The 24,684-nt window shown below is 48.8% G+C and carries 19 protein-coding genes; 17 read left to right on the forward strand and 2 right to left on the reverse strand.

What is annotated here, in order from left to right:
• Positions 1–78 precede the first annotated feature (78 nt).
• From H608_RS21150 to H608_RS21165, 16 genes are all read left to right on the forward strand, one after another.
• The gene (locus H608_RS21150) at positions 79–1,866 is read left to right on the forward strand and encodes an ABC transporter ATP-binding protein (RefSeq protein WP_038007035.1); all 1,788 of its coding nucleotides are present in this window, start codon (positions 79–81) and stop codon (positions 1,864–1,866) included.
• Positions 1,867–1,982: 116 nt separating this feature from the next.
• Positions 1,983–3,071, forward strand: coding sequence for a F0F1 ATP synthase subunit A (gene atpB, locus H608_RS0103840; RefSeq protein WP_028786522.1), 1,089 nt, complete (start codon positions 1,983–1,985; stop codon positions 3,069–3,071).
• 38 nt (positions 3,072–3,109) lie between these two features.
• Positions 3,110–3,358, forward strand: a complete 249-nt coding sequence (gene atpE / locus H608_RS0103845) for an ATP synthase F0 subunit C (RefSeq protein WP_028786523.1) — start codon at positions 3,110–3,112, stop codon at positions 3,356–3,358.
• A 103-nt stretch (positions 3,359–3,461) separates the two neighbouring features.
• Complete coding sequence (gene atpF, locus H608_RS0103850; protein ID WP_028786524.1) at positions 3,462–3,956, forward strand: F0F1 ATP synthase subunit B; 495 nt, start codon at positions 3,462–3,464, stop codon at positions 3,954–3,956.
• Between the two features lie 80 nt (positions 3,957–4,036).
• Positions 4,037–4,600, forward strand: a complete 564-nt coding sequence (gene atpH, locus H608_RS0103855) for an ATP synthase F1 subunit delta (RefSeq protein ID WP_028786525.1) — start codon at positions 4,037–4,039, stop codon at positions 4,598–4,600.
• A gap of 118 nt (positions 4,601–4,718) precedes the next feature.
• On the forward strand, positions 4,719–7,757 hold the full coding sequence (locus H608_RS23390) for a M43 family zinc metalloprotease (protein ID WP_162142836.1): 3,039 nt from the start codon (positions 4,719–4,721) through the stop codon (positions 7,755–7,757).
• A gap of 144 nt (positions 7,758–7,901) precedes the next feature.
• Complete coding sequence (gene atpA, locus H608_RS0103865; RefSeq protein ID WP_028786526.1) at positions 7,902–9,479, forward strand: F0F1 ATP synthase subunit alpha; 1,578 nt, start codon at positions 7,902–7,904, stop codon at positions 9,477–9,479.
• Positions 9,480–9,733: 254 nt separating this feature from the next.
• Positions 9,734–10,444 carry a LytR/AlgR family response regulator transcription factor gene (locus tag H608_RS0103870; protein WP_028786527.1) on the forward strand — a complete coding sequence of 237 codons (711 nt, stop codon included), beginning with the start codon at positions 9,734–9,736 and terminating at the stop codon, positions 10,442–10,444.
• An 8-nt stretch (positions 10,445–10,452) separates the two neighbouring features.
• Positions 10,453–12,621 carry an ATP-binding protein gene (locus H608_RS0103875; protein WP_028786528.1) on the forward strand — a complete coding sequence of 723 codons (2,169 nt, stop codon included), beginning with the start codon at positions 10,453–10,455 and terminating at the stop codon, positions 12,619–12,621.
• A 2-nt stretch (positions 12,622–12,623) separates the two neighbouring features.
• Positions 12,624–13,037, forward strand: a complete 414-nt coding sequence (locus H608_RS0103880) for a hypothetical protein (protein WP_038007039.1) — start codon at positions 12,624–12,626, stop codon at positions 13,035–13,037.
• Positions 13,038–13,091: 54 nt separating this feature from the next.
• Positions 13,092–13,994, forward strand: coding sequence for an OmpA family protein (locus H608_RS0103885; protein WP_028786530.1), 903 nt, complete (start codon positions 13,092–13,094; stop codon positions 13,992–13,994).
• Positions 13,995–14,394: 400 nt separating this feature from the next.
• The gene (locus H608_RS0103890) at positions 14,395–15,198 is read left to right on the forward strand and encodes a DUF937 domain-containing protein (RefSeq protein WP_028786531.1); all 804 of its coding nucleotides are present in this window, start codon (positions 14,395–14,397) and stop codon (positions 15,196–15,198) included.
• Positions 15,199–15,518: 320 nt separating this feature from the next.
• Positions 15,519–17,768, forward strand: a complete 2,250-nt coding sequence (locus H608_RS0103895) for a TonB-dependent receptor (protein WP_028786532.1) — start codon at positions 15,519–15,521, stop codon at positions 17,766–17,768.
• A 19-nt stretch (positions 17,769–17,787) separates the two neighbouring features.
• Positions 17,788–18,429 carry a hypothetical protein gene (locus tag H608_RS0103900; RefSeq protein WP_028786533.1) on the forward strand — a complete coding sequence of 214 codons (642 nt, stop codon included), beginning with the start codon at positions 17,788–17,790 and terminating at the stop codon, positions 18,427–18,429.
• Between the two features lie 429 nt (positions 18,430–18,858).
• Positions 18,859–19,332, forward strand: coding sequence for a cupin domain-containing protein (locus H608_RS23395; protein WP_155990036.1), 474 nt, complete (start codon positions 18,859–18,861; stop codon positions 19,330–19,332).
• Between the two features lie 46 nt (positions 19,333–19,378).
• On the forward strand, positions 19,379–19,978 hold the full coding sequence (locus tag H608_RS21165; RefSeq protein ID WP_162142837.1) for a YceI family protein: 600 nt from the start codon (positions 19,379–19,381) through the stop codon (positions 19,976–19,978).
• Positions 19,979–20,187: 209 nt separating this feature from the next.
• On the opposite strand, the gene H608_RS0103915 is transcribed toward H608_RS21165, so the two are convergent.
• Complete coding sequence (locus tag H608_RS0103915) at positions 20,188–20,589, reverse strand: hypothetical protein (RefSeq protein ID WP_028786534.1); 402 nt, start codon at positions 20,587–20,589, stop codon at positions 20,188–20,190.
• A gap of 158 nt (positions 20,590–20,747) precedes the next feature.
• Complete coding sequence (pdxA, locus tag H608_RS0103920) at positions 20,748–21,827, reverse strand: 4-hydroxythreonine-4-phosphate dehydrogenase PdxA (RefSeq protein ID WP_028786535.1); 1,080 nt, start codon at positions 21,825–21,827, stop codon at positions 20,748–20,750.
• 259 nt (positions 21,828–22,086) lie between these two features.
• Here pdxA and H608_RS0103925 point away from each other — a divergent pair, with 259 nt between their 5' ends.
• On the forward strand, positions 22,087–24,642 hold the full coding sequence (locus H608_RS0103925) for a GEVED domain-containing protein (RefSeq protein WP_028786536.1): 2,556 nt from the start codon (positions 22,087–22,089) through the stop codon (positions 24,640–24,642).
• The last annotated feature ends 42 nt before the right edge of the window (positions 24,643–24,684 follow it).

The following is a 24,684-nucleotide window of genomic DNA, read 5'->3' on the forward strand; positions in this document are numbered from 1 at the left end:
CTGCTTATCACCCTATCCCTTACACCTTAGGCCTTCTACCTTTTTTTGAATTAACTTCGCCCCGTTTAATCACACAACTTGTCTGCCACGAATAAGAAATTTCTCGACCTGACGCATTTGCGGAGGGTATTCAGCTATGCCGCACCCTATAAAGGAAGGTTTTACTTTTCTATCGTGCTGGCTATTCTGCTTGCGGTCATCACACCCGTGCGCCCCTTCCTGATCCAGTATACGGTGGATCAATACATCGCGCATTCGATGGTAAAATGGCTGGTGATCATGACCATTATCCAGATCGGGTTGTTGCTGGTGGAAACGGCCATGCGTTTTTTCTTCTCGTTTATGACTTCGTGGCTGGGGCAAGCCGTGGTCCGCGACCTGCGGGTTGCCGTTTACAAACATATTCTGCGGCTCAATCTCCGTCAGTTTGATAAAACACCGATCGGTACACTTACAACGCGTACGATCAACGACATCGAATCCATCAATGATATTTTCGCCGACGGGCTGGTGCCCATTATCGCCGACCTTTTATCGATCATCTGTGTACTGGCATATATGTTTGCAGTGGACTGGCAATTGACATTTGTGGCCCTGATTCCGTTTCCGATCATACTTATCGCTACCTACTATTTCAGGCGTAGCATCAACAAATCATTTCTCAGCGTGCGCAATGCCGTGGCCTCCCTGAATGCTTTTGTGCAGGAACACCTGACGGGCATGCAGGTAGTGCAGTCGTTTGCCATCCAGGACAAAGAATTCCGCAAATTCGACAGTATCAACCGCGAGCACCGCAATGCGAACATCAAAGCCATTTTTGCCTACTCCGTATTTTTTCCCCTGATCGAAATTATCCTGGCGCTTTCGATAAGTCTTATCGTATGGTGGTCTGCAGGGGAGGCATTGAATTTGGGAAAAGGGCAGCAGGGGGTGATCATGTCATTCATTCTTTGCCTGAACCTGTTGTTTCGCCCGCTGCGGATGATCGCGGATAAATTCAACGTATTGCAGATGGGGATCATTGCCAGCGAACGCGTGTTCAAAGTGCTGGACAATGATGATGTGACGAAAGACAAACCCGATGCTTATGACGGCGGCGGAAAACCGCTGAATGGCCAGATTAATTTTGAAAATGTAACATTCGCCTATACCGACGAAAACTATGTGTTGAAAAATGTATCGTTTGAAGTGAAGGCGGGCGAAACGGTGGCCATCGTGGGTCATACCGGCAGCGGAAAAACCACGATCATCAGCCTGCTCAACCGGCTTTACCAGGTAAAAGAAGGCGTGATCCGGATCGACGGAAGGGACATTAATGATTACAGTACGGACTATCTCCGGAAAAATATCGGGGTGGTACTGCAGGATGTGTTTCTTTTTTCCGGCTCGGTGATGGACAATATTACCTTGCGCAACCCTGAGATCTCCAAAGAAAAAGTAATTGAAGCGGCCAGGCTCATCGATATGCATGATTTCATCATGCGGTTGCCGGGTGGATACGATTACAATGTAATGGAGCGTGGCGCTACGTTGTCGCTGGGCCAGCGTCAGTTGTTATCGTTTATCCGGGCCATGCTTTATCAGCCTTCGGTGCTGATCATGGATGAAGCCACTTCGTCGGTAGACACGGAAAGCGAGCACCTGATCCAGCATGCGATCGATACGCTGGTGAAGGGAAGGACCGCGATTGTGATTGCGCACCGCTTGTCGACCATCCGCAAGGCCGACCGGATCATCGTGCTGGACCGTGGCGAGGTGAAAGAAACAGGCAGTCATGCCGAGTTGCTGGCGAAGGGTGGTTTCTATGCCGGCCTGCATGCCATGCAATTTGCCAGCGAAACGGCCGAACCGGAAACAAACGGTTGATAACCAGGCAACGGAGCGGGTAATCCGGCCACGCCACAAAAAAATGGCAAATTCCATCCGGCCGATTCCCTTTTTTAGTGCTGCGGCCTTATCTTTGCCGCAAATTTCAGGGTGGTATGATGAAAAAACGCCTCAAATCCTTTTCTACAGCGGTTTTCAGCCTGTTTCTCCTTACAATTTCGCTTTCGGTGAAGGCCGGCGGCGGTGAGGGACACGGTGAAAAATTTGATCCGGGTGCAGCCATGCTGGACCACATTGCCGATGCGCATGAATTTCACTTTTTTACAGTAGGAGAAGGGCATGATGCGTTTCATGCTACGCTGCCGCTGCCGGTGATTCTTTATTCACCTGAGCGCGGTCTGGACATTTTCATGTCTTCAAAGTTTCATCACGGCGAAGCCATTCATAACGGATACAAGCTCGTAGGTCATGACATCGTTCCTGTTAATGATGCGGGCGAAGCCGATGCAAGTGTTTCCGTATATGATTTTTCACTCACCAAGAACGTAGTACAGATGTTCCTGGCGCTGGCGGTGCTGGTCTGGATCATGTCTTCCATGGCTAAAAAGTACAAATCCGGTCAGGGTGTAACTTCTGCTCCCCGTGGTCTGCAGAATGCTATCGAGCCCGTGATCATGTTTGTGCGCGACGATGTGGCCAAGCCGAACCTGGGTCCTAAATACCAGAAGTTCCTGCCTTACCTGCTCACTTTGTTCTTCTTCATTCTTATCAATAACATATTTGGTCTGTTGCCTGGCGCTGCCAACGTAACAGGTAATATTGCCTTTACAGCGGTATTGGGTATTATTTCACTGGTGGTGATCCTGGCGAGTTCCAACTCACATTTCTGGGGTCACATTTTCTGGTTCCCTGGTGTACCGGTGCCCGTGAAAATCCTGATGCTGCCGGTAGAATTGCTGGGTGTGTTCACCAAGCCTTTCGCCCTGATTGTCCGTCTTTTTGCGAACATGACGGCAGGTCACATCATCATCCTGAGCTTTGTGAGCCTGATCTTCATCTTTGCTGAAATGACCAAAGTGGCGGGTGTGGCCTTTACGCCGGTATCCATTGCCTTTGCGGTGTTCATTTACATCATCGAAGTGCTGGTAGCGTTTATCCAGGCCTTTATCTTCACCAACCTGACAGCGGTGTTTATCAGCCAGGCCATCGGTGATCATCACTACGAAGAAGACGTACATCATTAATAACGAGTCTCTATTTTTAATTATATAAAACCACAGTCATGGATTTATTGAATGTTTTGCTGGATGTAAGCGTTAGCCACTTTGGTGGTGCAATCGGCGCTGGTCTGGCTGCGATCGGAGCTGGTATCGGTATCGGTCAGATTGGTAAAGGTGCAACCGAAGCCATCGCCCGTCAGCCCGAAGCTGCTAACGACATCCGTGGTGCTATGATCCTTACCGCTGCCTTCGTAGAAGGTGTGGCGCTGTTCGCTGTAATCGCTGGTCTGCTGGCGGTACTGAAAGCTTAAGGATAGCTACCCAACTAAGTGCTGTACCTGAAGCACAGGGCGGAGGGTACAGTTCTACTTTTGGCTTTTTGACTTTTGACTTTTGAATTTTTAATTTAATACAATGAGTTTATTAACTCCTCATCTTGGTTTCTTTGTCTGGACCCTCGTGGCCTTTGTGATCGTGTTGCTGCTGTTGAAGAAATTCGCCTGGAAGCCCATCATCAAATCGCTGAATGAACGCGAGTCCAATATTGCCAACTCAATCGCTACAGCGGAAAGAGTAAAGCAGGAAATGGCGCAAATGCAGAGTGAGAACGAAGCCCTGCTGGCCCGTGCACGTGAAGAAAGAGGACAGTTGCTGAAAGAAGCACGCGATACCAAAGACAAGATCATCAACGAAGCGAAAGAGCAGGCGAAAGTGGAAGCGAACAAGATCATCGCAGAAGCGCAGGTTGCCATCAACTCACAGAAAATGGCTGCCCTGACCGATGTGAAAAACCAGGTAGGTAAACTGGTGATCGAAGTAAGCGAGAAAGTGCTGCGCCAGGAACTGGCTTCAAAAGAAGCACAGGAAGCGCATATCAAGAGCCTGGTTGATGAAGTAAGAATGAACTGATACTTCATTACCTATCCCGAAACTTCGGGACCAAATTTTCAATCCCGGACCTCCGGGATCAAATCATCAAAATCAGATAAATGCCAAACCCACGTTTAGCATCCCGGTACGCCAAATCACTGATCGATCTCGCGATCGAGAGAGGACAACTGGAAGAGGTATATACCGACCTGCAGTGGTTGCAGGCCGCCATCAAAGGCAGCCGCGAGCTGGTAACCCTGCTGCGCAGCCCGATCGTGAAATCCGACACCAAGAAGAAGATCATGGAAGCCGTTACAACCGGCAACATATCTCCACTGACAGCCGCTTTCAACAACCTGCTGATTGCCAAAGGGCGTGAATCAAATCTTCCCGAGATTGTGAACGCCGGTATCAAGCTGTACAAAGACCACAAACATATCCAGACCGTAACGCTGAAGACGGCCGTTCCCGTGAGCGATTCCGTAAAAGAAGCAATCGTAGCCAAGGTAAAAGAAGCCGGCGATTTTCCTTCCATCGAACTGGAAACCGTGGTTGATCCAGGCCTCATCGGCGGATTTGTATTGCAGGCAGGTGATAAACTGGTGGACGCCAGCATCGCCTATGACCTGAAGGCAATTGCCAAGCAATTTGATAACAACGATTTTATTTATAAAATTCGCTGATCTCCTTTCTCCCGATTAGTATCCCTGTCCCTCCGGACGGGGATTTTTTTTATAAGAGGAAACACCTGTTATGGTTTTTACCGTAAATTGTACAGCTAAACTCAACTCTACTCTGCTTATGAAAAAGCTTTACACCATTCTTACGGGTGTTATGCTGAGCTATGCCGTTAGTGCGCAGAGCTTTCAGCCTATACCTTTTACCAATCAACAAACCGAAGTAAAAAAATGTGCTACCGTCGAGGTGCTGGAGAATATGCGCAGGACCAATCCGATGACGGTTAGTGATCAGCAGTTTGAAAGCTGGCTGCAGCAAAAGATCCGCGAACGCAGCCTTGAAGGCGCGCGCGTGCAGGCGATTGTAACGATACCTGTAGTGTTCCACATCATTCATACCGGCCAGACAGTAGGTACCGGGGCCAACATCAGTGCCGCAGCAATTCAGCAACAATTGATACAGTTGAACAAGGATTTTGGCAATCAGAACAATAGCCCTTACGCCGTAGCGGCGGATATGGAAATCCGGTTTGCCCTGGCAACAACCGATCCTTCGGGCAACATCCTTGCAGAACCGGGTATCGACCGTATTAACGGGTCGTCAGCAGGTTTTGGTGCAGGCCCTTATACTGTTGGCTATGCCAACCCTGCCAACAACGCGTTGACGAATACGATCAAGCCGACAACTATCTGGGATGCAAACCGCTATCTGAATATCTGGGTGCTTAATATGGAGTCCAGCATCCTGGGTATTGCAACATTTCCCGGAATGTCGGGCCTATCCGGCCTGAACGACAGCGAAACAGCGTCTACAGCAGGAGTAGCCGTTATTCCATCCTCTGTTGGTAGTGAATTTGTTCCGACCGGCGGATGCGCTGCGCAATTTGGCAAAGGTCGCACACTTACTCATGAGCTTGGTCACTTCTTTGGCCTCCGCCATATCTGGGGCGATGCTACCTGCGGCACAGACTACTGCGGGGATACTCCCACACATCAGGGACAAAATGCCGGCGTACCTACGCACCCCAAACCCAACAGTTGCGGTACGGCGGATGAAATGTTTGAGAACTTCATGGACTACACCGACGACGTAATCCTCAATACATTTACAGCCGATCAGAAAACAAGAATGCAAACGGTGCTGCTCAACAGCCCGCGCCGCGGAAGCCTTACCACCTCCACTGTTCCTGCAATCGATGCTCCTGTTTCCAACAGAATACAATTTAATCCCTGCCTTACAGCCGTAACTATTCCTGAAACAGGTCTTACAGGCACTTATCCGCGCTACCGCGATACTACTTTCGCAATCCTGGTGGAAAACAAAGCGACAGGTGTCGCCACGGTGAACATCACGCCGGGCGGAACGGCCGTAAGCGGTTATCACTACCAGCTACTGACACCATCGGTAACGTTTGCCGCAGGCGATGTAAGAAAACTGGTGACGGTCCGCATTTTCGACAATGCCGAAATCGATGGCAGCCGTACAATTACCCTGAGCTATGGCATTACAGGTACCGGTGTACAGGCCGGCACCTCCGCTCAAACACAGACAATCACCATCACGGATGATGACAACGTAACGCCCAGCCAGAATCCGATCACGCTGTTAAGCCAGGATTTTGAGGGATCATTAACAGGCTGGAATATACTTGCTTCCGGCGGCATGCCTAACAACTGGATAGTATCTAACACCGGTTCTGCGGGTGGTACGGGTAACTGTGCTTATATCACCAACAGTACAACAGCGCCATATGCCAACAGCTATACAAAAACGGTTGCAGGCATTTCCTTGCTGAGAACACCTTTGATCAATGCATCCGGCTATAGCGGTTTGCAATTGTCATTCAAATACCGCGTGAGAGGCGAAGTAGTTGGCTCTACGGCCTATGACTATGGGCTGGCCACTTACCTGCCTGCGGCTACACCTACTACCTATACCAGAATTGTGGGCTCTCCGATATATGCAGGTACCACTTCTGCCGTAACAGGTACAGCAACGCTTGCGCTGGCTGACGCAACATTTGCCAATGCTTCTTTCCACCTGGGCTTTTTGTGGAATAATGACGACGGCGGCGGCAACGACCCGGCCCTGAACATCGATGACGTCTTGCTGACCGCTTCTGCTACTACCATTGAAACGGCTGTTGGCAGCAGTTATGGATCAGATGTACGGTCCGGCACCAGCAACCTGTTCCGCAGCACAGCCGGCAGAGTGATCGCTTCCCTCAATAATCTCAACAGCAGTATCAACAACGTTACGGCATCTGTAACGCAATCAGGAACAGCCCTCGTAACGCTGGCCACCACGGTCGGTTCTTACCAGCGCAGCAGCAAAGTGATTACGCTTGTACCTGCTTCTGCCAATACCAGCGCTACCTACCAGGCTACACTGTATTTCACTACAGCGGAACTGGCCGATTGGGGTGCGAACGTTCCCAACCTGAAACTCATGAAAGTGAAAGACGGGGTAAACCTTGGTGCGGTGATTCAGGGAAGCGATGCGCAGCTCGTTACACCCACGGTGAATGACCTGCGTTCCACAAGAGGATATGTATCCTTCACAGCCAACTTTACCGGTGGATTCTCACAATTCATACTGGTATCTGCCAACACAGTACTGCCTGTCAACCTGATCAGCTTTGAAGCGCGCGCACGCCGTTCGGACATTCAACTGACATGGGCAACTTCGCAGGAAACCAACAACCGTGGTTTTGCAGTAGAGCGCAGTGCAGACGGCAACAATTTCGAACGCATTGGCTGGGTAGATGGTAATGGTACTACTGCCGCCAGATCTGATTATCAATATACTGATACAGAGGTTCAGGCCGGAGTACTTTACTACTACCGTTTGCGCCAGACCGACCTGGACAACCGCGAGAAACTGTCGGAGATCCGCACAGCCCGTATCGAGCAAACCAACCTGCTGGTGAGCCTGCGTCCCAACCCGGCCAGCGGCAAGGTATACCTGACCGTAAGCGGCAGCAGTGCCAAGGCTGATGTGCGTTTGGTGAACAGCCTGGGGCAGGTAGTACGTCAATGGACTGGCCTCGCCACCTCCGGAAACCGTACAGAGCTGGATATCAGTGGCTTGTCTTCAGGACTCTATCATATCGAAATACGTACCGGCGAGGAAGAGCATCGCGAGAAGCTGCTGATCCGCTGAATAGGATAAGATTTGTGACTGAATCGCAAAAGACCCCGATATTTCGGGGTCTTTTTTTGTTTCTCCGTCGCCGTTACCCTACTTTTGCAGCCGAAAATCAGGAGAGTTTCTCTCCCGTTCAAAAAGCAAAAAACCTATAGAGATATGGCAGACATTAAGCCAGATGAAATAAGTGCGATACTGCGTCAGCAGTTGAGCAATTTTAACGCCAGTGCCGACCTCGAAGAAGTAGGCACCGTGTTGCAGGTGGGTGATGGTATCGCCCGCGTATACGGTCTCAGCAATGTACGTTATGGTGAACTGGTAGAATTTGACAATGGTGTTCGTGCTATTGCCCTGAACCTTGAAGAAGACAACGTGGGTGTGGTATTGATGGGTGAGAGCGGAGAAATCAAGGAAGGGGCTAATGTACGCCGCACTGGTCAGATCGCTTCTATCAAAGTAGGTGAAGGCATGGTTGGCCGCGTGGTGAACACACTTGGTCATCCGATCGATGGTAAAGGCCCCATCTCCGGCGAACTGTATGAAATGCCCCTCGAGCGTAAAGCTCCCGGTGTAATCTTCCGTGAGCCTGTAAAAGAGCCGTTGCAGACCGGTCTCAAAGCGATTGACGCGATGATTCCTATCGGCCGCGGACAGCGTGAGCTGATCATTGGTGACCGTCAGACTGGTAAAACAGCGATCGCCATTGACACCATCATCAATCAGAAAGAATTTTTCAAAGCAGGTCAGCCTGTATACTGTATCTACGTAGCCATCGGTCAGAAAGCTTCTACCGTTGCAGGTGTGATGAAAACCCTGCAGGACAATGGCGCGATGGAGTACACTACCATCGTAGCGGCTTCTGCGAGCGACCCTGCTCCCCTGCAGTTCTACGCTCCATTCGCCGGTGCGGCCATCGGTGAGTTCTTCCGTGATACCGGCCGTCCTGCACTGATCATTTATGATGACCTTTCAAAGCAAGCGGTGGCTTACCGTGAGGTATCCCTGCTGCTGCGTCGTCCTCCAGGACGTGAGGCTTATCCCGGTGACGTATTCTACCTGCACAGCCGTTTGCTGGAACGCGCCGCGAAAGTGATCAACAACGACGAGATCGTTAAAAACATGAACGATCTGCCGGAGTCTATCAAACACCTCGTAAAAGGTGGTGGCTCACTGACCGCTCTGCCGATCATTGAAACACAAGCCGGTGACGTATCTGCCTACATTCCTACCAACGTGATCTCCATCACCGACGGACAGATCTTCCTGGAGTCTAACCTGTTCCTCTCCGGCATCCGCCCGGCGATCAACGTAGGTATCTCCGTAAGCCGTGTAGGTGGTAACGCCCAGATCAAGTCGATGAAGAAAGTAGCCGGCACACTGAAACTGGACCAGGCGCTCTACCGCGAGATGGAAGCATTCTCCAAATTCGGTGGTGACCTCGATGCCGCTACCAAAAACGTAATCGACAAAGGCGCCCGTAACGTGGAAGTACTGAAGCAACCTCAATTCTCTCCATTCCCGGTAGAGAAACAAGTTGCCATCATCTACCTCGGTACCAACGGTCTGATGCGTGACGTAGCTGTAAGCAAAGTGAAGGAGTTCGAAGAACACTTCCTGATGGAAATGGAAAACAAACTGCCCGATGTACTGGCGCAGTTCAAGAAAGGTAATCTGCCCGACGACGGCATTAAGAAAATGGTTGACCTGGCGAATTCCATCATTCCCCAATACAAATAAGCCAAGCTCTTATAGTGAAAGCCCCGCCAAGCAGCGGGGCTTTTTTTGTGAATAAGGCAATAAGTGAGTAGGTGAATAGTGAATGGTGAATGGTGAATCGTGAATCGTCAATAAGGCTGTTACCTAATACCTATAACTTACTACTTAATAATTCCGCCTTCCGCCTTACCCCTTCCGCCTTACCCCTTCCGCCTTACCCCTTCCGCCTTACCCCTTACTCCTTCTGCCTTATACCTTATATTTGTCACCACGCTATGAAAGAAGACCTGCCTCCACAATGCCTCATCGTAGACGACAACCGCGTTGCACGTCTCATGCTCCGCCAGTTCCTGGAAAAGATCGCGGTGGTGCAGATCGCCGGTGAGTGCGAAGACGCTATTTCCGCGCGTAAAGTGTTGCAGGAAAAACCGGTCGACATACTTTTCCTCGACATCGAGATGCCGGGAATGAGCGGTCTCGAATTACTCAAAGTTTTACCTGAAAAGCCTCTCACCATTCTTACCACGGCCAAGCAGGGTTATGCAGTGGAAGCTTTTGAACTGAACGTGGTGGATTACCTCGTAAAACCTTTTTCTTTTTCCCGGTTGATATTGGCTGTAGAACGCGCAGTGGAATTGTTGCGCGGCAAAGACACCCAACTCAGCCAGATATCTCCCGATTTTCTTTTTATCAAAGAAAGAAAAGTAATCCGCAAGCTCGACCTCAACGACATTTTATGGATGGAAGCGAAAGGTGACTACGCCCGCGTGCACGTGCCCGGCAAAAGTTATATCATTCATTCAAGCCTGCGCCTGCTGGAAGAACGTTTGCCAAGCCCGCGTTTCATTCGCGTACACCGCAGCTATATCATTGCCCTTGATAAGATCGATTATATCGAAGACATGGTCGTGCATATTCACGATGTGGCTATTCCTGTGTCCGAATCATACCGCGATCAACTATTACAAAACCTTCATCTGCTGTAATACTGTTCATGAAAATATTCAGGCATCGTTACATCCCGATCGTTTTGCTGGCTTTAGTGCTGATGCTGCTTATTTTCATTACGCAGATGTTTACCAACCAGGCTACGCTTGCATTGAAACAGGGAAACCTGCAGGCCGTTGAAACATTCAAGATCAACAACCGCATGCAGGAACTGGTAAATATCGCCTTCGACCTGCAAGCCAAATTCAGGCTGTCTGCCCCCGCTAACGAGGAACGTAAGAGCAATCTCAGCGATTCGCTGACCTTACTTGAATACAATAGCAACGCGCTCATGAAAGCCGCTGCCAATAAGGATACCCGCGGCTTCCTTGAAAAACTCAACACCTATATTGTACGGCAGGTAAACCTTTCTTTCCAGATACTCGAATCGGGTAGTGTGCAGTCCGTACGTCAGCCATTGGTGGACTCGCTCCGGCGCATGCAACTCGGCGATAGTATCTATACTAATTGCCTTGAAGTACAGAAACTGCTTGAAAAAGATTTGCAGGACACCCTGATCCGCAACACCGCACAGGCCAATAAACTTTCGTTATACAACCGGGTGCTGGCCGTTGCCGCCATTCTGGCGATATTGGTAATGACTACTATCATCGTGCGCAGACATGCAAGGCAATTGCAACTGATCAGCGATCTGAAAGAGGCTGAGAAAGCCGCGCAACGGTCAACGGAGGCGAAGGATCAGTTTTTGGCAAATATGAGTCATGAACTGCGGACGCCGCTCAACGCATTGGTCGGCTTTGGACAGTTGCTTTCGCAAACGGAACTCAACGACAAACAACAGCAATATGTCAGCATTATTACCTCTTCGAGCTACAACCTGCTGAATATTGTGAACGATGTGCTCGATCTTTCCAAAATTGAAGCGGGTAAAATGCGGATTGACCGGAAAGTGTTTGACCTGCGGGATATACTCGAAGACATCCACCTGATGTTCTCCGCCGGGCTTACGGAGAAAGACCTGCAATACACATTGGATATCGACCCAAAGATTCCGCGCTATCTTAAAAGTGATCCCGAGCGTCTCAAGCAGATTCTTATCAACCTGATAGGTAACGCGATCAAATTTACCAGCCAGGGTGCGGTTTATCTTGGCGTGTCCATCGTATGGGATAATGCGGAAAGCAATAAGGTCAAGATCGCATTCAGCGTGCGCGATACAGGTGCAGGTATTCCGGCAGACAAAATCGAATCCATCTTCCAGCGTTTTGAACAACTGGAGCATGCTACTACGCGGCAGCACGGCGGCACGGGGCTTGGTCTTACCATCGTCAAGAACCTCGTGAGCATGCTTGGTGGTAATATTTCCGTACACAGTGATCTGGGCAGAGGCTCGGTATTCACTTTTACCACGCTGTTTGAAAAAGTATCGGATGAAGAAACCGCAGAAAATGACGGTCCTGCCTCAACAACCTATATAGATTTATCGCCTTTCAGCATATTGGCAGTAGAAGATAACCGTACCAATCAATTGCTGCTGGATCACCTGATGCGGAAGTACCATGCTTCTGTTGAGTTTGCCGCTAACGGGGAAGAAGCACTTATTGCTTTATCGAAAAATAAGTACGACCTTATCTTGATGGATATCCAGATGCCGGTGATGGACGGGTATGTGGCAGCGGATCAGATACGCCGCGAGCGGAAATTGGCGATACCGATGATTGCCATGACGGCTTATGTGTCAAAAGAAGAACAGGCGAAATGTATGGAAGCAGGTTTCAATGCTTACATCGGCAAACCGATAGAGGAGAACAAACTCGTGGAAGCAGTGCTTTCGCTTTTGCCTGAAGCCGGCAGGCCACCATTGCAGGAAGAGGCAGACGGCACTTATGATTATTTATTACAATTGATAGCCGGTGATCGTGATATGGCCCTGGAGATAATATCGGAAATGCAACAGCAGTGGAAAAAAGACAGGTCTGGCCTGGAAGCCGCCTTGAAAAAAGGGGATGGCGAAGCGGTGAGGTCATTGCTTCACGGCATGCGATCTACTTTTTCACCTTTGGGGCCGCGCCATCCGGTATTTGTCCAAATAAGTGACATAGAAAAACTACTTTTGCAGAAAGGAAAGAACACGCAGAAAACAACCGCGTTCATCGGTGAACTGGATAAACTCATTCACGAACTGGGTGACCGGATGAATGCTAAAAACAGTTGAGTATGGAGAATATTTTCCATAAACTGGGGGGACTGGGGGGAGTGCTGGCAAAAAAAGCTGACAAAAGCTCTTTGCTTTCACTGGTGATACTGTGGAGTGGTGGTGCATTGATCTTCATCATCATGGCTTCTTTCTGGACACCCGTGGACGAACAAGGCTCTAAAACTTCCATCCGTGCCGATGGTGAAGTATTCCTTGATCAACTGCTGCTGGCTTCCACCGACCTGAACCTGCCTGATAAGACTTCGCTGATCAATACCCTTCGAAAAGACATCGGAGAAATGGAGAACGTTGCTACACCCGGTTCCGCCGATGACCGTAAAAAATTATACAACAGACTTTTTGAACAAAGGGTCCGGAAGGCATCCACGCCGGCCCCGGCCAATGATGGCTGGCGAGTGGGAGCAATACCATGACAATCGGTTGGCCCGGAATAACCCGTCAATCATTCCTAAACCGAATCCACCAGTATGAGAATAATTTTTGTTCTTTTTTCCGCAATCCTGCTTTTCAGTTCCTGCGGTACCCAACGTAAGATCGAAAGTGCCCGCAAAACAGTCAACACCTTCCAGGATATTCGTCAACGCGAATTGCAGGGCCTGGATAGCCTTAATTCCATCGTGGTCTCCAAATCAAATGTGCGGGGTATCGATGGCAATACGCGTACAAGTCTTAACTCATCGTTGGGGAAACTCCGCGCGGCTATCGACTCTGCCAGCCGCAATGCAACGGTGATTTCTGAGGCGACGCAGAATAAACGCGATTTTAAAAAACGTTATAATGATGAGATACGTCCGCGTGTCATCGAGCTCGATACGTTCAACAGCCGTTACGGGCGCCGCGTGCATGTGTACGCGATGTTGAATGATGTGGTGAACATTTCCAATTACAATCTCTTTAACCTGGCCGCTTTCTTTGATCCGGGCGTATATCGTATACCTGCCAACAGTTATGAAAAAGTAAAAGCCCTGTTTGGTCCCGTGATCGATACGCTGGCCAGTTTTTCCAATAAATACAAAGACGTATCGCATACCGCGTCGATCGTATTGCAGGGGTTTGCCGATGCAACGATGGTAGCCGATTCATCTGATTTGTATACCACACTATCGCAGATGTTGCGCATGGAAAATCCGGGCCGGCAGGATCTCAACCGTCAGCTTTCGCAATTGCGCGCAAATGAATTATTACGCCAACTGAAATTCCTGATCATGCAGAAGGCGCCGAATTTTTCCAATTTCAATCGTTTGCGTATTACCTACCTGGCTGTTGGTCAGGGTGAGGAGTATCCGCTGCCTTATATTACCGATTATCGCGATGACGATGAACGCCGCCGTATTGTGTTGTGCTATTGGTCGGTGTTGCCCGAGTTTTGAGAAGGCATAAGGAGTAAGGTTTAAGGTGTAAGGCTTAAGGTGAAACAGCCGTATTAAGTAGTAAGTATTAAGTAATAAGTATAGAACAGCATTGACCATTCACGATTCACCATTCACCATTCACTATTGACTATTCACCATTGACCATTCACTCCCTGAGGACTCACCTCAAAAACAACCGCATTCATCGAAAAACTACACTCACTCATCGAATTTTTTTAAACCCGTTTCAAAAACTGCATTTCTTTGAACTGGTTTAGAGGGCTTTAAGACAGGGCTGAGCAACCTTTCCAGGTTATTCAGCCCGTCTTATTTTAAAAATCAGGTATTAAGTTATCAGTAATGAGTTTTAAGTAAAAAGCCATTCACGATTGATGTACTGCCCTCTCCGCCTTAGTATATGAGTCGACCTGCTTCATCCACTACCAATAACACCGGCAATGAACTGCTGATACAGGAACTTCAACAGAAGCTGGAGCAGTACATCACCCCGGACTTCGGTGATCAAACATCCGCCATTGCGGGTGAAGAGCCGGCAGGTATAAAAGATGCGGCAATGCTGATCATCCGGATCATTCTTATGCGCTTCACTACTTTGCCGGTCATGAGCATGGATGCAGAAGGTCTTTACCAGGCTGCTAAAGAATTCGCGGGCATGAACCTCAGGCAGCCGCCGGCTTCCTATATCGATAACGGTTATGTGCTGATGAAAGGCAGTGGCATACTGGCCGATCTGTTTGGCGACCACTATGGCAGCACTGTTAATGCCGTGTCCATAACGGCCCGGGTTAAAAGTTCTACCGTACACACCGTGATGTGCCTGCTCGCTTCGTTCAGTTTTCATGAATTGGGACTGATAGCAGGCCAACGGCAGCTTAGCCAGCAATTGTTGCTGGCCCAATTGCGACTCGGGTTCCCGGTGGCAATGAAAGGGTTGCCCGAAAAACTATTTCCGTTCCTGGACTGGTTCAGGCCGGCAGCTTTGCCGGTTGTGGAAGAAACCGCCATACAAAATACCATAATCCGTACTCCAAATCAGACGTCCTCTCAACGATGGATAATGACCATCAGTTTATTGTTGCTGGCCATGATGCTGGTGATACTCTTTATCCGTTCGCGCAAAACTTCTGCCACGCCACCGGTCTCAGGCAGTGCGAAAGATGCCGTACAGGTAGTGGGTATACGCTACGAAGAGATTGAGTAAACGTTGTGGTCTGTTTCCGGAAAAGAGAGGGTCGTTGCTAACACCCCGGGGCCGTTGTTATCAGCGGCCCCTTTTTCGTCAATGGTGAATAAGTGAATGGTCAATGGTGAATCGTGAATGGTCAATGGTGAATCGTCAATGGTGAATAAGTGAATGGTCAATGGTGAATCGTCAGGTAAAGCACCGGGCTGTTTAACTTATAACTTAATACTTACTACTTAATACGGCTGTTTCACCTTAGCCCGAAGTGTCGGGCCTTATGCCTTTTACCTATAACTTATAACCGAATACTTATTATTTTCGTGTTCTATTCACTGTATATGTCAGCTAAACCATTATTCCTGCTTTTCATCCTGATGATGGGTGTCTCCTCTTTGTATGCCCAAACACGTATCTCCGGCAAAGTCACCGATAAAAAAGGCCGCCCGCTCTACAGCGCCAGCATAACCCTGAAAGACAGCTACGACGGTGCCACCAGCGATTCTGCCGGCAACTACGGCTTTACTACCACCGAAACCGGAACTTTTGTACTCGTGATCAGTGCCTCCGGTTATCAGCAAACGGAAATTTCTGTTACCCTCGATCAACCCGAACTGAAAATAGATGTTCAGATAAAAGAACAGATCACCGAACTCAGAGCGGTAGTAATCTCGGCCGGAACTTTTGAAGCCAGTGATAAAGGACGCACCACCGTCCTGAATTCTATTGATATTGCCACAACGGCCAGCGGTATGGGAGATATTACCGGTGCGTTGAAAACATTGCCGGGTGCCCAACAGGTAGGAGAGACCGAAGGTCTTTTCGTCCGCGGTGGCACGGCGTCCGAAACCCGCACCTTCATCGACGGCACGCCCGTTAATAATTTCTTTTACAGCAGCGTGCCCAATATTTCACAACGCGGACGTTTCTCACCTTTTCTTTTTAAAGGAACGGTATTCAGCACGGGCGGTTATTCCGCCCTTTACGGCCAGGCACTCTCCGCTGCTTTGATCCTCGAGTCGGTTGATATACCCGACGAAAGCGAAGGACGCGTGAATGTTTCCGTGATCGGACTCGGCGCAGGGCTTCAGCACGTGGCGAAAAATAAAAAATCGTCCTGGGGTGTCAATTATGATTACACCAACCTGTGGCCGGCGTTCCGGGTAATCAAACAAAAACAGGATTTCTATGATGTGCCTGTTTATCATACGGCCGATGCTAACTTCCGCATAAAGACATCCACTACCGGTATCCTGAAATACTATGGTTATTTCAGTCATAATAAAACCGGCTTTCGTACCAATAGCATCGATACATTAGGCTATAAAGATGCTTTTGGTCTCAAGAACCTCAACACTTACCACAATCTTTCCTGGAAAGAAAAGATCGGACGCAAATGGCGCTTGCAGGCAGGCACTTCTTTTTCCGTAAACAACGACGATATCGACAGCCATCTGCAAGACGGATCTAATAAGGATATTATACTGACCGGGCTGGAGTTCAAACAATTCGGGGTGGAAAGCCGGGGACGTTTTTACAACCTCAAAGCAGTACTCGAGCGCCGTTTGCGCAACCTGAGCATGCTGCGGTTTGGGGCAGAATACAATTACAGCAATGAACGCTCGGTATACACTGCTTACAACGGGCTGCGTTTCGATCAGCGTGTGGAAGAACATATCAAAGCCGCATTTGCAGAAACAGATATTTATCTGACCAACGAATTGGCGGCCAAACTCGGCACGCGCTTCGAACATTCATCATTACTGGGAAAAGTGAATATCGCGCCGCGCGCTTCACTGGCTTACAGGCTGGGACCAGAGAGCCAGGCATCCCTGGCTTATGGTATTTTCTACCAGAATCCTGAACGCCGTTACCTGCCTTCTCCGTACGACCTTAATTTCTCCAGGGCGGCACATTACATTGCGCAATACCAGAAAGTGTCAAGACTCACCACTTTGCGCCTGGAAGCTTTTTATAAAAAATATCATAATCTTATCAAGACAGAACCTTTCAATAACACGACGGTCGCCGCTAATAATGATGGCTACGGTCAGGCTCATGGCGTGGAATTATTCTGGCGCGACAAAAAGACCATCAAAAATCTCGATTACTGGATTTCTTATTCTTACCTGAATACAAAACGCGACTTCCTGAATTATCCGGGCGCGCTGACACCCAACTTTGCCGCAACCCATACGGCCTCACTGGTATTGAAAAAGTTTGTGCTCGACTGGAAGACCGGCTTCAATCTTTCTTACACCTATGCAACCCCGCGGAAGTATTACCACATCTTTGATGACGGAAGCGGCAGCAAGATCATCGATCAGGGAGAAACACCGGATTATCACAACGTAGGGTTCAGTATGAACTACCTGCCCAAGCTGGGCACAAAAAAGAAAGGACAGTTTACTGTGCTGGTACTGTCGGTGAATAATATTTTTGGCTTGAAACAGATCTATGGCTATAACTATTCCTACAACAATATCCGTCGCCAGGCCATTATTCCGCCTTCGCGCACGTTTGTGTTTATCGGGGCCTTTATTAGTTTTGGTGTGGATCGTACAGATGATATCATTAATAATAATCTTTAAAACACGTTAAATGCTACTTATGAAAAAGGTATTCTTTTTCTCCCTGCTGCTACTCACCGGTATCGCTGCAAATGCGCAGTCGGAAAAATATGTGAAGTCAATGGAAAAGCTGATACAGGCAATGGATACTACCTGGAACACCGATAAACTTGTTGAGTTGTCCAACAGCTTTGAACGCATTGCCGATGCAGAAAAAACGCAATGGCTGCCTTATTACTATGCGGCGCTTGCCAGAGTGAATGCCGGTTATGCATTAGGTAAAAACAATGCCGCCGAGCAAACGGACCCTTATGCAAACAAAGCGGAGGAGCTGATCAATAAAGCCGATGCACTGGAAGCCAACAACTCAGAAATATATGTGGTAAAAAAACTGATCAACACGCTGAAACTGATCGGTGATGTAATGGGACGTTATATGACAGCCGGTGCGGCATCTGCGGAAGCATTGGCAAAAGCAAAATCATTGAACCCCGAAAATCCGCGTGTATACCTGCAGGAAGGCATCGATAAAATGAATACACCCCCACAATTTGGCGGCAGCGTGGAAGAGGGAAAAAAGATATTGGAAAAATCGCTGGAGAAATTCAAAGCCTTCAAGCCGGCAAGCAGCATTCATCCGCAGTGGGGTGAAAGCGTAGCACAACGATTCCTCAGCCGCTAACCCTTCGAGAGACCGAAGTATCGGCCTCAGGGAGCGCTTTTCCATCTCCCTGGTTCGTGTATACACGAACCGGCAACCAGCGAAGTGTAACGGATGCATTGATAAATTCAACATACACTTTTTTACTTTTGAATTTTGACTTTCCAGAAGCCCCTTTCAGAGGGGCTTTTGCACGTCTCAGCCAACTTTACTTACTAAAATAATTTCACTGAGTTATTTTCGCATCACGAAGCCGGGCATCATTATAGTACGCAACCGGTTATCTACTTCAACGCTTAACTCCACTCAACAGAATCCCCCGCATTAGTCCCCTTCATAAGAAGGTAAGTTATTCGTTTGCCCCAGCGGAATATTTGCGAAGGCAGATAATCTCAATTGTCTTTTTCAGCAACTGCTGAAGAGGAGCGGGTATGTTTTTATCAATAACAATTGTATACAACAATGGACAATGACGTATTAAATGTGGCTGACTACCGTAGTTACCAGGGAGGATATTTCAGGGTACTGGTAAACAGCAGTGAGACCGGCGGAGCTTTCTCATTATTGGAAATGACATTGCCGAAGGGCGTAGAGCCTCCGCCACATATTCATGCCAATGAGGACGAAACTTTTTTTCTGCTTGAAGGCCAGATTAAGTTTTTCATTGGCGGCAAAGAGACTACGGCTTCTGCCGGCGAGGCGGTATTTGCACCCAGAACCATCAAACATCATTTTGCCATTCAGACGGATGCTGCAAAATTCCTGAGTCTTATTACGCCCGGCGGACTGCAGGATTATTTTATCGAATTCAGCGAACCCGCACGCAACCTGGAGCTGACACCTCCTGCCGGACCGCCGCCTGCGGACATCATTGAAATAATGACAGAAAGAATCAGCAGCCGGTATGGCGTACAATTTATCTGACGGACTATTTTATAACCTGCGAAAAACAACCATTAAAAAAAGAAAAATGAAACGTATTACAGGGATGGCCCTTTTGTTGCTGACAATGATGGCCTGCAACAAAAAAGACGACAAAGACACTTCGTATAAATTAGACGCCACTACATCCAAAGCCTATTGGAAAGGCTCGGCTCCGGATCACCACCACACCGGTTCGCTGCAGGTTAAAGGAGATTTTACCATGGACGAAAACGGGATGATCAATGGAGGTTCTTTTACTATGCCCATTAGCTCCATTGAAAACTTTGACCTGCAGGATCCGGAAAAGCAAATGCTGCTCGACCACCTGCAAAGCATTACGTTCTTCAACATGTTGGTGCATCCCGAGGCGTCGTATGAGATCACGCACGTGGAAGCCTATACAGGAGAGGAGGGCATCGCCAATGCGAATTACAAACTAACGGGCATGTTCACCCTGCTGGGCAACACACGCGCACTGTCTTTCCCCATCCGCATCAGCAGAACCAACGATCAGTTACTGGCGCAGGCAGTTTTCAGTTTTAACCGGCTCGATTGGGGAATGGGTGCATTCAACGACCCGACACAGGGGTTGTACATTTTGCCCGATATTAATATTATACTGGACATAGCAGCCAGGAAGAAATAGGTAAACAGGTCCTGAAGAGGTCTTGATTTGAGGTTTGCGGTACGGCGGGTTAGCAGGGCCCGCCGGTGCAGGCCGGATTGACCCCGGATACACTGCACGGCCGCAGACACGTAAAAGCCCCTTAGACAAGGGGCCTTTTACTTCCTTTAAGTGTATGTAAGTGTATGAGTGATCAGTGAGAGTCGGTTGACTCTGTACTACATTAAGATCTAACTTGGACGGCTTATTGTCAACACATTCGAGTAGCTGACAGTTTCGTCTTTGCGAATAAGCTTTAAACGGTAAAATACTTTATCGTTATTGGCTTTTTCAAAAAACGAATAATGATCCGTTGTGGGGTTCTCACTGCACCAGACAATAGCAGCCAGCGTAAACTGACGGTTGTCGGTACTCTTTTCCACTTCAATGCGATCTGCTTTTGCATTCTCTGTAATCGACCAGCTAAGCTGGCTTTTCGCTGACTGACGCGCTGCCGTAAACGACTGGATAGCGGGTTGATCAGTGGTAGTGATACACACAGATGCTGAATGTTGATTGACCGGGGCCTCTGCCGGTTGCAGGGCGGCAAGTACTGCCACGCCTAACGTAAGGAGGAAATTGCTGAACATCATTTCTTAGGGTTTTGAATGGATCAATTCCCACAGAAATATTGGATATCCTGCCGGGCAGGGACGGGTCTTTCGTAAAAACAAAGGAACTGGGACAAAACTAATTACTATGCCCGGATTTTGCAAACCTTGTGCATAAATTATTTCCCTAATATACCCATTTAAATAGCCTCGTCTTCCAATCGTTCAAACACTTCAGGATTAACCTTTTTCATCGGATTTTTCCGGTTTTCCATGTATTGCCCGCGGCGACGGATAATGTCGATGCATTCGAAAATAGCGGTCAGGAACGAAGAAATGTCAGCTTTGCCCTTTCCGGCGATGTCAAACGCGGTTCCATGATCCGGAGATGTACGCACCACCGGCAGACCTGCCGTGTAGTTGACACCTTCGCCGGATGCCAGCGCTTTGAAGGGAATAAGGCCCTGGTCGTGGTACATCGCCAGTACGGCATCGAATTTTTCAAAATGGCGGCGGGCGAAAAATGCGTCTGCGCTGTAGGGACCTACCGCCAGGATGTTTTTATTCTTAGCCTCGCGGATGGCGGGGCGGATGATCGTTTCTTCTTCATTACCTATCAGGCCTTCGTCTCCGGCGTGCGGATTAAGACCAAGTACGGCAATTCTGGGCGTGTCGATACCGAAATCACGCTGGAGGCTCTGGTTGAGCAGCTGCAATTTGCTCAGGATGGCTTCTTTGGTAATATGACGGGCAATTTCCCCAACGGGAATATGCTCGGTAACCAGGGCTACCCGGAAATTACCGGCGCAAAGCATCATCACTACATCAGGTACTTCAAACATCGCACGCAGGTAAGGCGTGTGACCTGTGTAGCTGAACTCGGGTGACTGGATGTTCTTTTTATGAATAGGTGCGGTCACCAAACCGTCGATCTGCTGCTGTTTCAGCGCGGCTACCGCCGTTTGCAGGGAGAGCGCCGCATATTTTCCCGCTTCATCGGTCAGTTGCCCGGGAGTCACGGCAATTTCTTCCTCCCAGCAATTAAACAGGTTGACCTGCTTGGGATTCAACTTCGTAAAATCCTTGATATTCTGATAGTTAATGTTCGAATCAGCTACGGTCTTCTTATAGAAATTCACCACTTTACTGGACGCAAAAACCACCGGCGTGCAGAGATCCATCATGCGGCTATCTGAAAATGCACGTATAATCAGCTCTAAACCAATGCCATTGATGTCACCACAGGAGATGCCGATTACAGGTTTATCTTGATGTGTCATATGCAGTACGATTGAATTGTAAAAATAAGGCATTTCTTCTCCGGCCCCTGTTTTTATACTTTAGGGGTATACCCTATACACAAACAAGGGATTTTTCCTATCGCTAAGTAAGAACTTTTACGTTTTTTAAGCAGAAAGTCTTAATTCGGCTTTCTTTCCAAAGTATTTATCCCAAAATTCGCAGCCAGAAGTAACTGATCCGATATTCAACCATTCCGCTCGACCAGGCGGATCGAAAACCGGTCCTATCCATTTTCTTATGAGAAAAATTGCCAATTGCCGCCGCATGCTCATGACTGTAGTCCTGGGCATCCTCCCTGCCGCTTTGATAGCGCAGTGCACCAACCACACCCTCGACTGGGACTACCGGGAGTTTTTCGCCCGGGACAACGGTACGATTCGTACTTATGTGAGCCTGGCGCAGTCGCAGACCCAGTATTATGCGTTCGGAGCCAACCGACTCACCATTACCCATAACTATTCAACCAATGCCAACGTTGCGGGGGTTAATACCGATCATACCGGCGAAGCCGGTTCCAACGGATCGGGCGCAGATGTGGAGTTTACAGGTGATGGCACCATCACGCTGACCTTCGCCTCTGCAGTCAGCAGTCTGCGTTTTTCTTTGTACGATATCGACCTGAACCAGCGCGTAAATGTGTCGGCACTCAATGGTGCGGCCAATACCAACGTAAATCTTACAGGCGGCGCCAATATCACCATTTCCAATAATAATACCGCCAACGCGCGGGCAACCGGGGCGAACTCCACGTCTGGTAACAGTTCCACCGCTGGTAATGTCAATGTCAGCATCAACGGTCCCGTAACCCGGGTTACGTTGCAGATCACCAATACTGCCACTAACCGTAATGAAGGCGGGGAATTCTGGATCTCCGACATCACCGCCTGCAGCAGCGGCAGTTTTCCCAATAACTATTATTCAGTAAGCCGCCCTTTTACCGGCATGCCATCCTATATTCTCACCAGCCTCGACGGCAGCTTTTATTATGTGGATCCTGCAACCGGAAGAGCAAAACTGTTGTTCACCGATGCTGGCCACAATCGCATGAACTCCATAGCGTACGATCCATACAGACGCCAGGTTTATTATACATATAGCCTCACCGGCTCAGGGAATTCTGTAAACAGTAACCAGAAAACACTCCGCCGCTACGACTACAATACCAATACTTACGGTCCGCTGGTAAACAATATTACCACCACACTGAATATTCCCACCTTCGAACAAGGCATAGAGTCTGCTGCCGCCGCTTTTTATGACGGCAATCTTTATCTCGGTGTGGAAGGTGGTTCACAATACACCAAGTCGATGATCTACCGTATTGATCTCGACGGATCAGGCACTCCCACCACTTTCAGTCAGGTATATGCACAGACATCGGAAACCTCCGGCGGTACACGTCTGCACGACTGGAGCGATTTTGTGATCAACGACGGCAACCTTTACGACTTTGATGGCGGGGCGGTTTCCAGCCTTGCCAATATGGATTTTTACCGGCAGAACCTGTTGACAGGCGTAGTGGATAACTATACGCCCGCAGCAGGGGTGGTGCCGCGCCAGGCAGCTGTAGACTGGTCGGGCCAACTCTATAATGTAGGTTCACCGAATGCCAGTGCATCCGGCACCATCTCTACTTATAACGGTACCGATAACGTGGGCTCTGCACAGAACATTACCTATAATGGCGTAGCCATTACGGGCAGTTGGGGCGATGCAGGCGAAGCCTTCCGTCCTTTCTGTGATTTTGGTGATGCGCCTATTTCTTATGAAGGTGCTGATCCTACCTGGGGGCTGGCAGTACACGAGCCACTGGCCAATCTCAGTATCGGCAACACGCTGGATGTGGAATGGCTGAAAAAAGGCGCCAGCACCACAGAAGACACAGACGACGGTATTCCCTTCCTTCCCCTGTTTGCACCGGGCAACCCGCATTACTTCTTCCAGGCGCAGGTATTCAATAACACAGGCTCACCTGCAACATTAATTGCATGGCTTGATTATAACGCCAATGGTGTATTCGATCCTTCGGAAGGCAGAACATATACCATACCTTCTTCTGCCTCTGTGCAAACGCTTTGGGTATCCTGGCTATATATGACCGGTATATCTCCCACACTGGTGAGCGGAACCAACACCTATCTGCGCATGCGTATCGCTCCGGCTTCGGCAGGCATGACTACCAATAACCCTACCGGTTATTTCGATGGTGGAGAAGTGGAAGATTATCGTGTAAGAGTAGACAACTATCCGCTTGCCGTCAACCTGTTTTCTTTCGATGCTAAAGTGGTGAATAAAACAGCGGTGCACCTGAACTGGGAAGTGAGCGGCGAAGACCGTCAGTCGACAGGTTACCAGGTATTGCGCAGCCGCGATGGCCAGAACTGGGAAAACATCGGACTGGTAGCTGCCCGGCAGACAAGTGGCAAACAGTATTACGAGTTGCTCGATAAACATCCTTACCAGGGCGTATCCTATTATCGTTTGCTGATCGGCCGCGACAAATACAGCGATATCCGCACTATTACAATCGGTGCTGATCAATCATTCACTTTATCACCCAACCCTGCACGCGACCAGGTAGTGATATCCGTAAAAGGACAAACCCGCGAACAGGCAGATGTCAACATACTGAGTATCGACGGCAAGGTGATATATACAGCCAAACATACGCTTAGTTCAGGCATGAACACCATCACTATTCCGTTGAGTAAATCGTGGTCCGCAGGCACCTACCTGATACAGGTGGCAGATGCATCTGGCACACGCCAGCAGAAATTGGTTATACGCCGGTAATAAATAATAAAAGCCCGTTTCATTTTCCAATCGTTCCTGAAA

It is taken from the genome of Terrimonas ferruginea DSM 30193 (genome assembly GCF_000425585.1).
Classification (GTDB): Bacteria; Bacteroidota; Bacteroidia; order Chitinophagales; family Chitinophagaceae; genus Terrimonas; species Terrimonas ferruginea.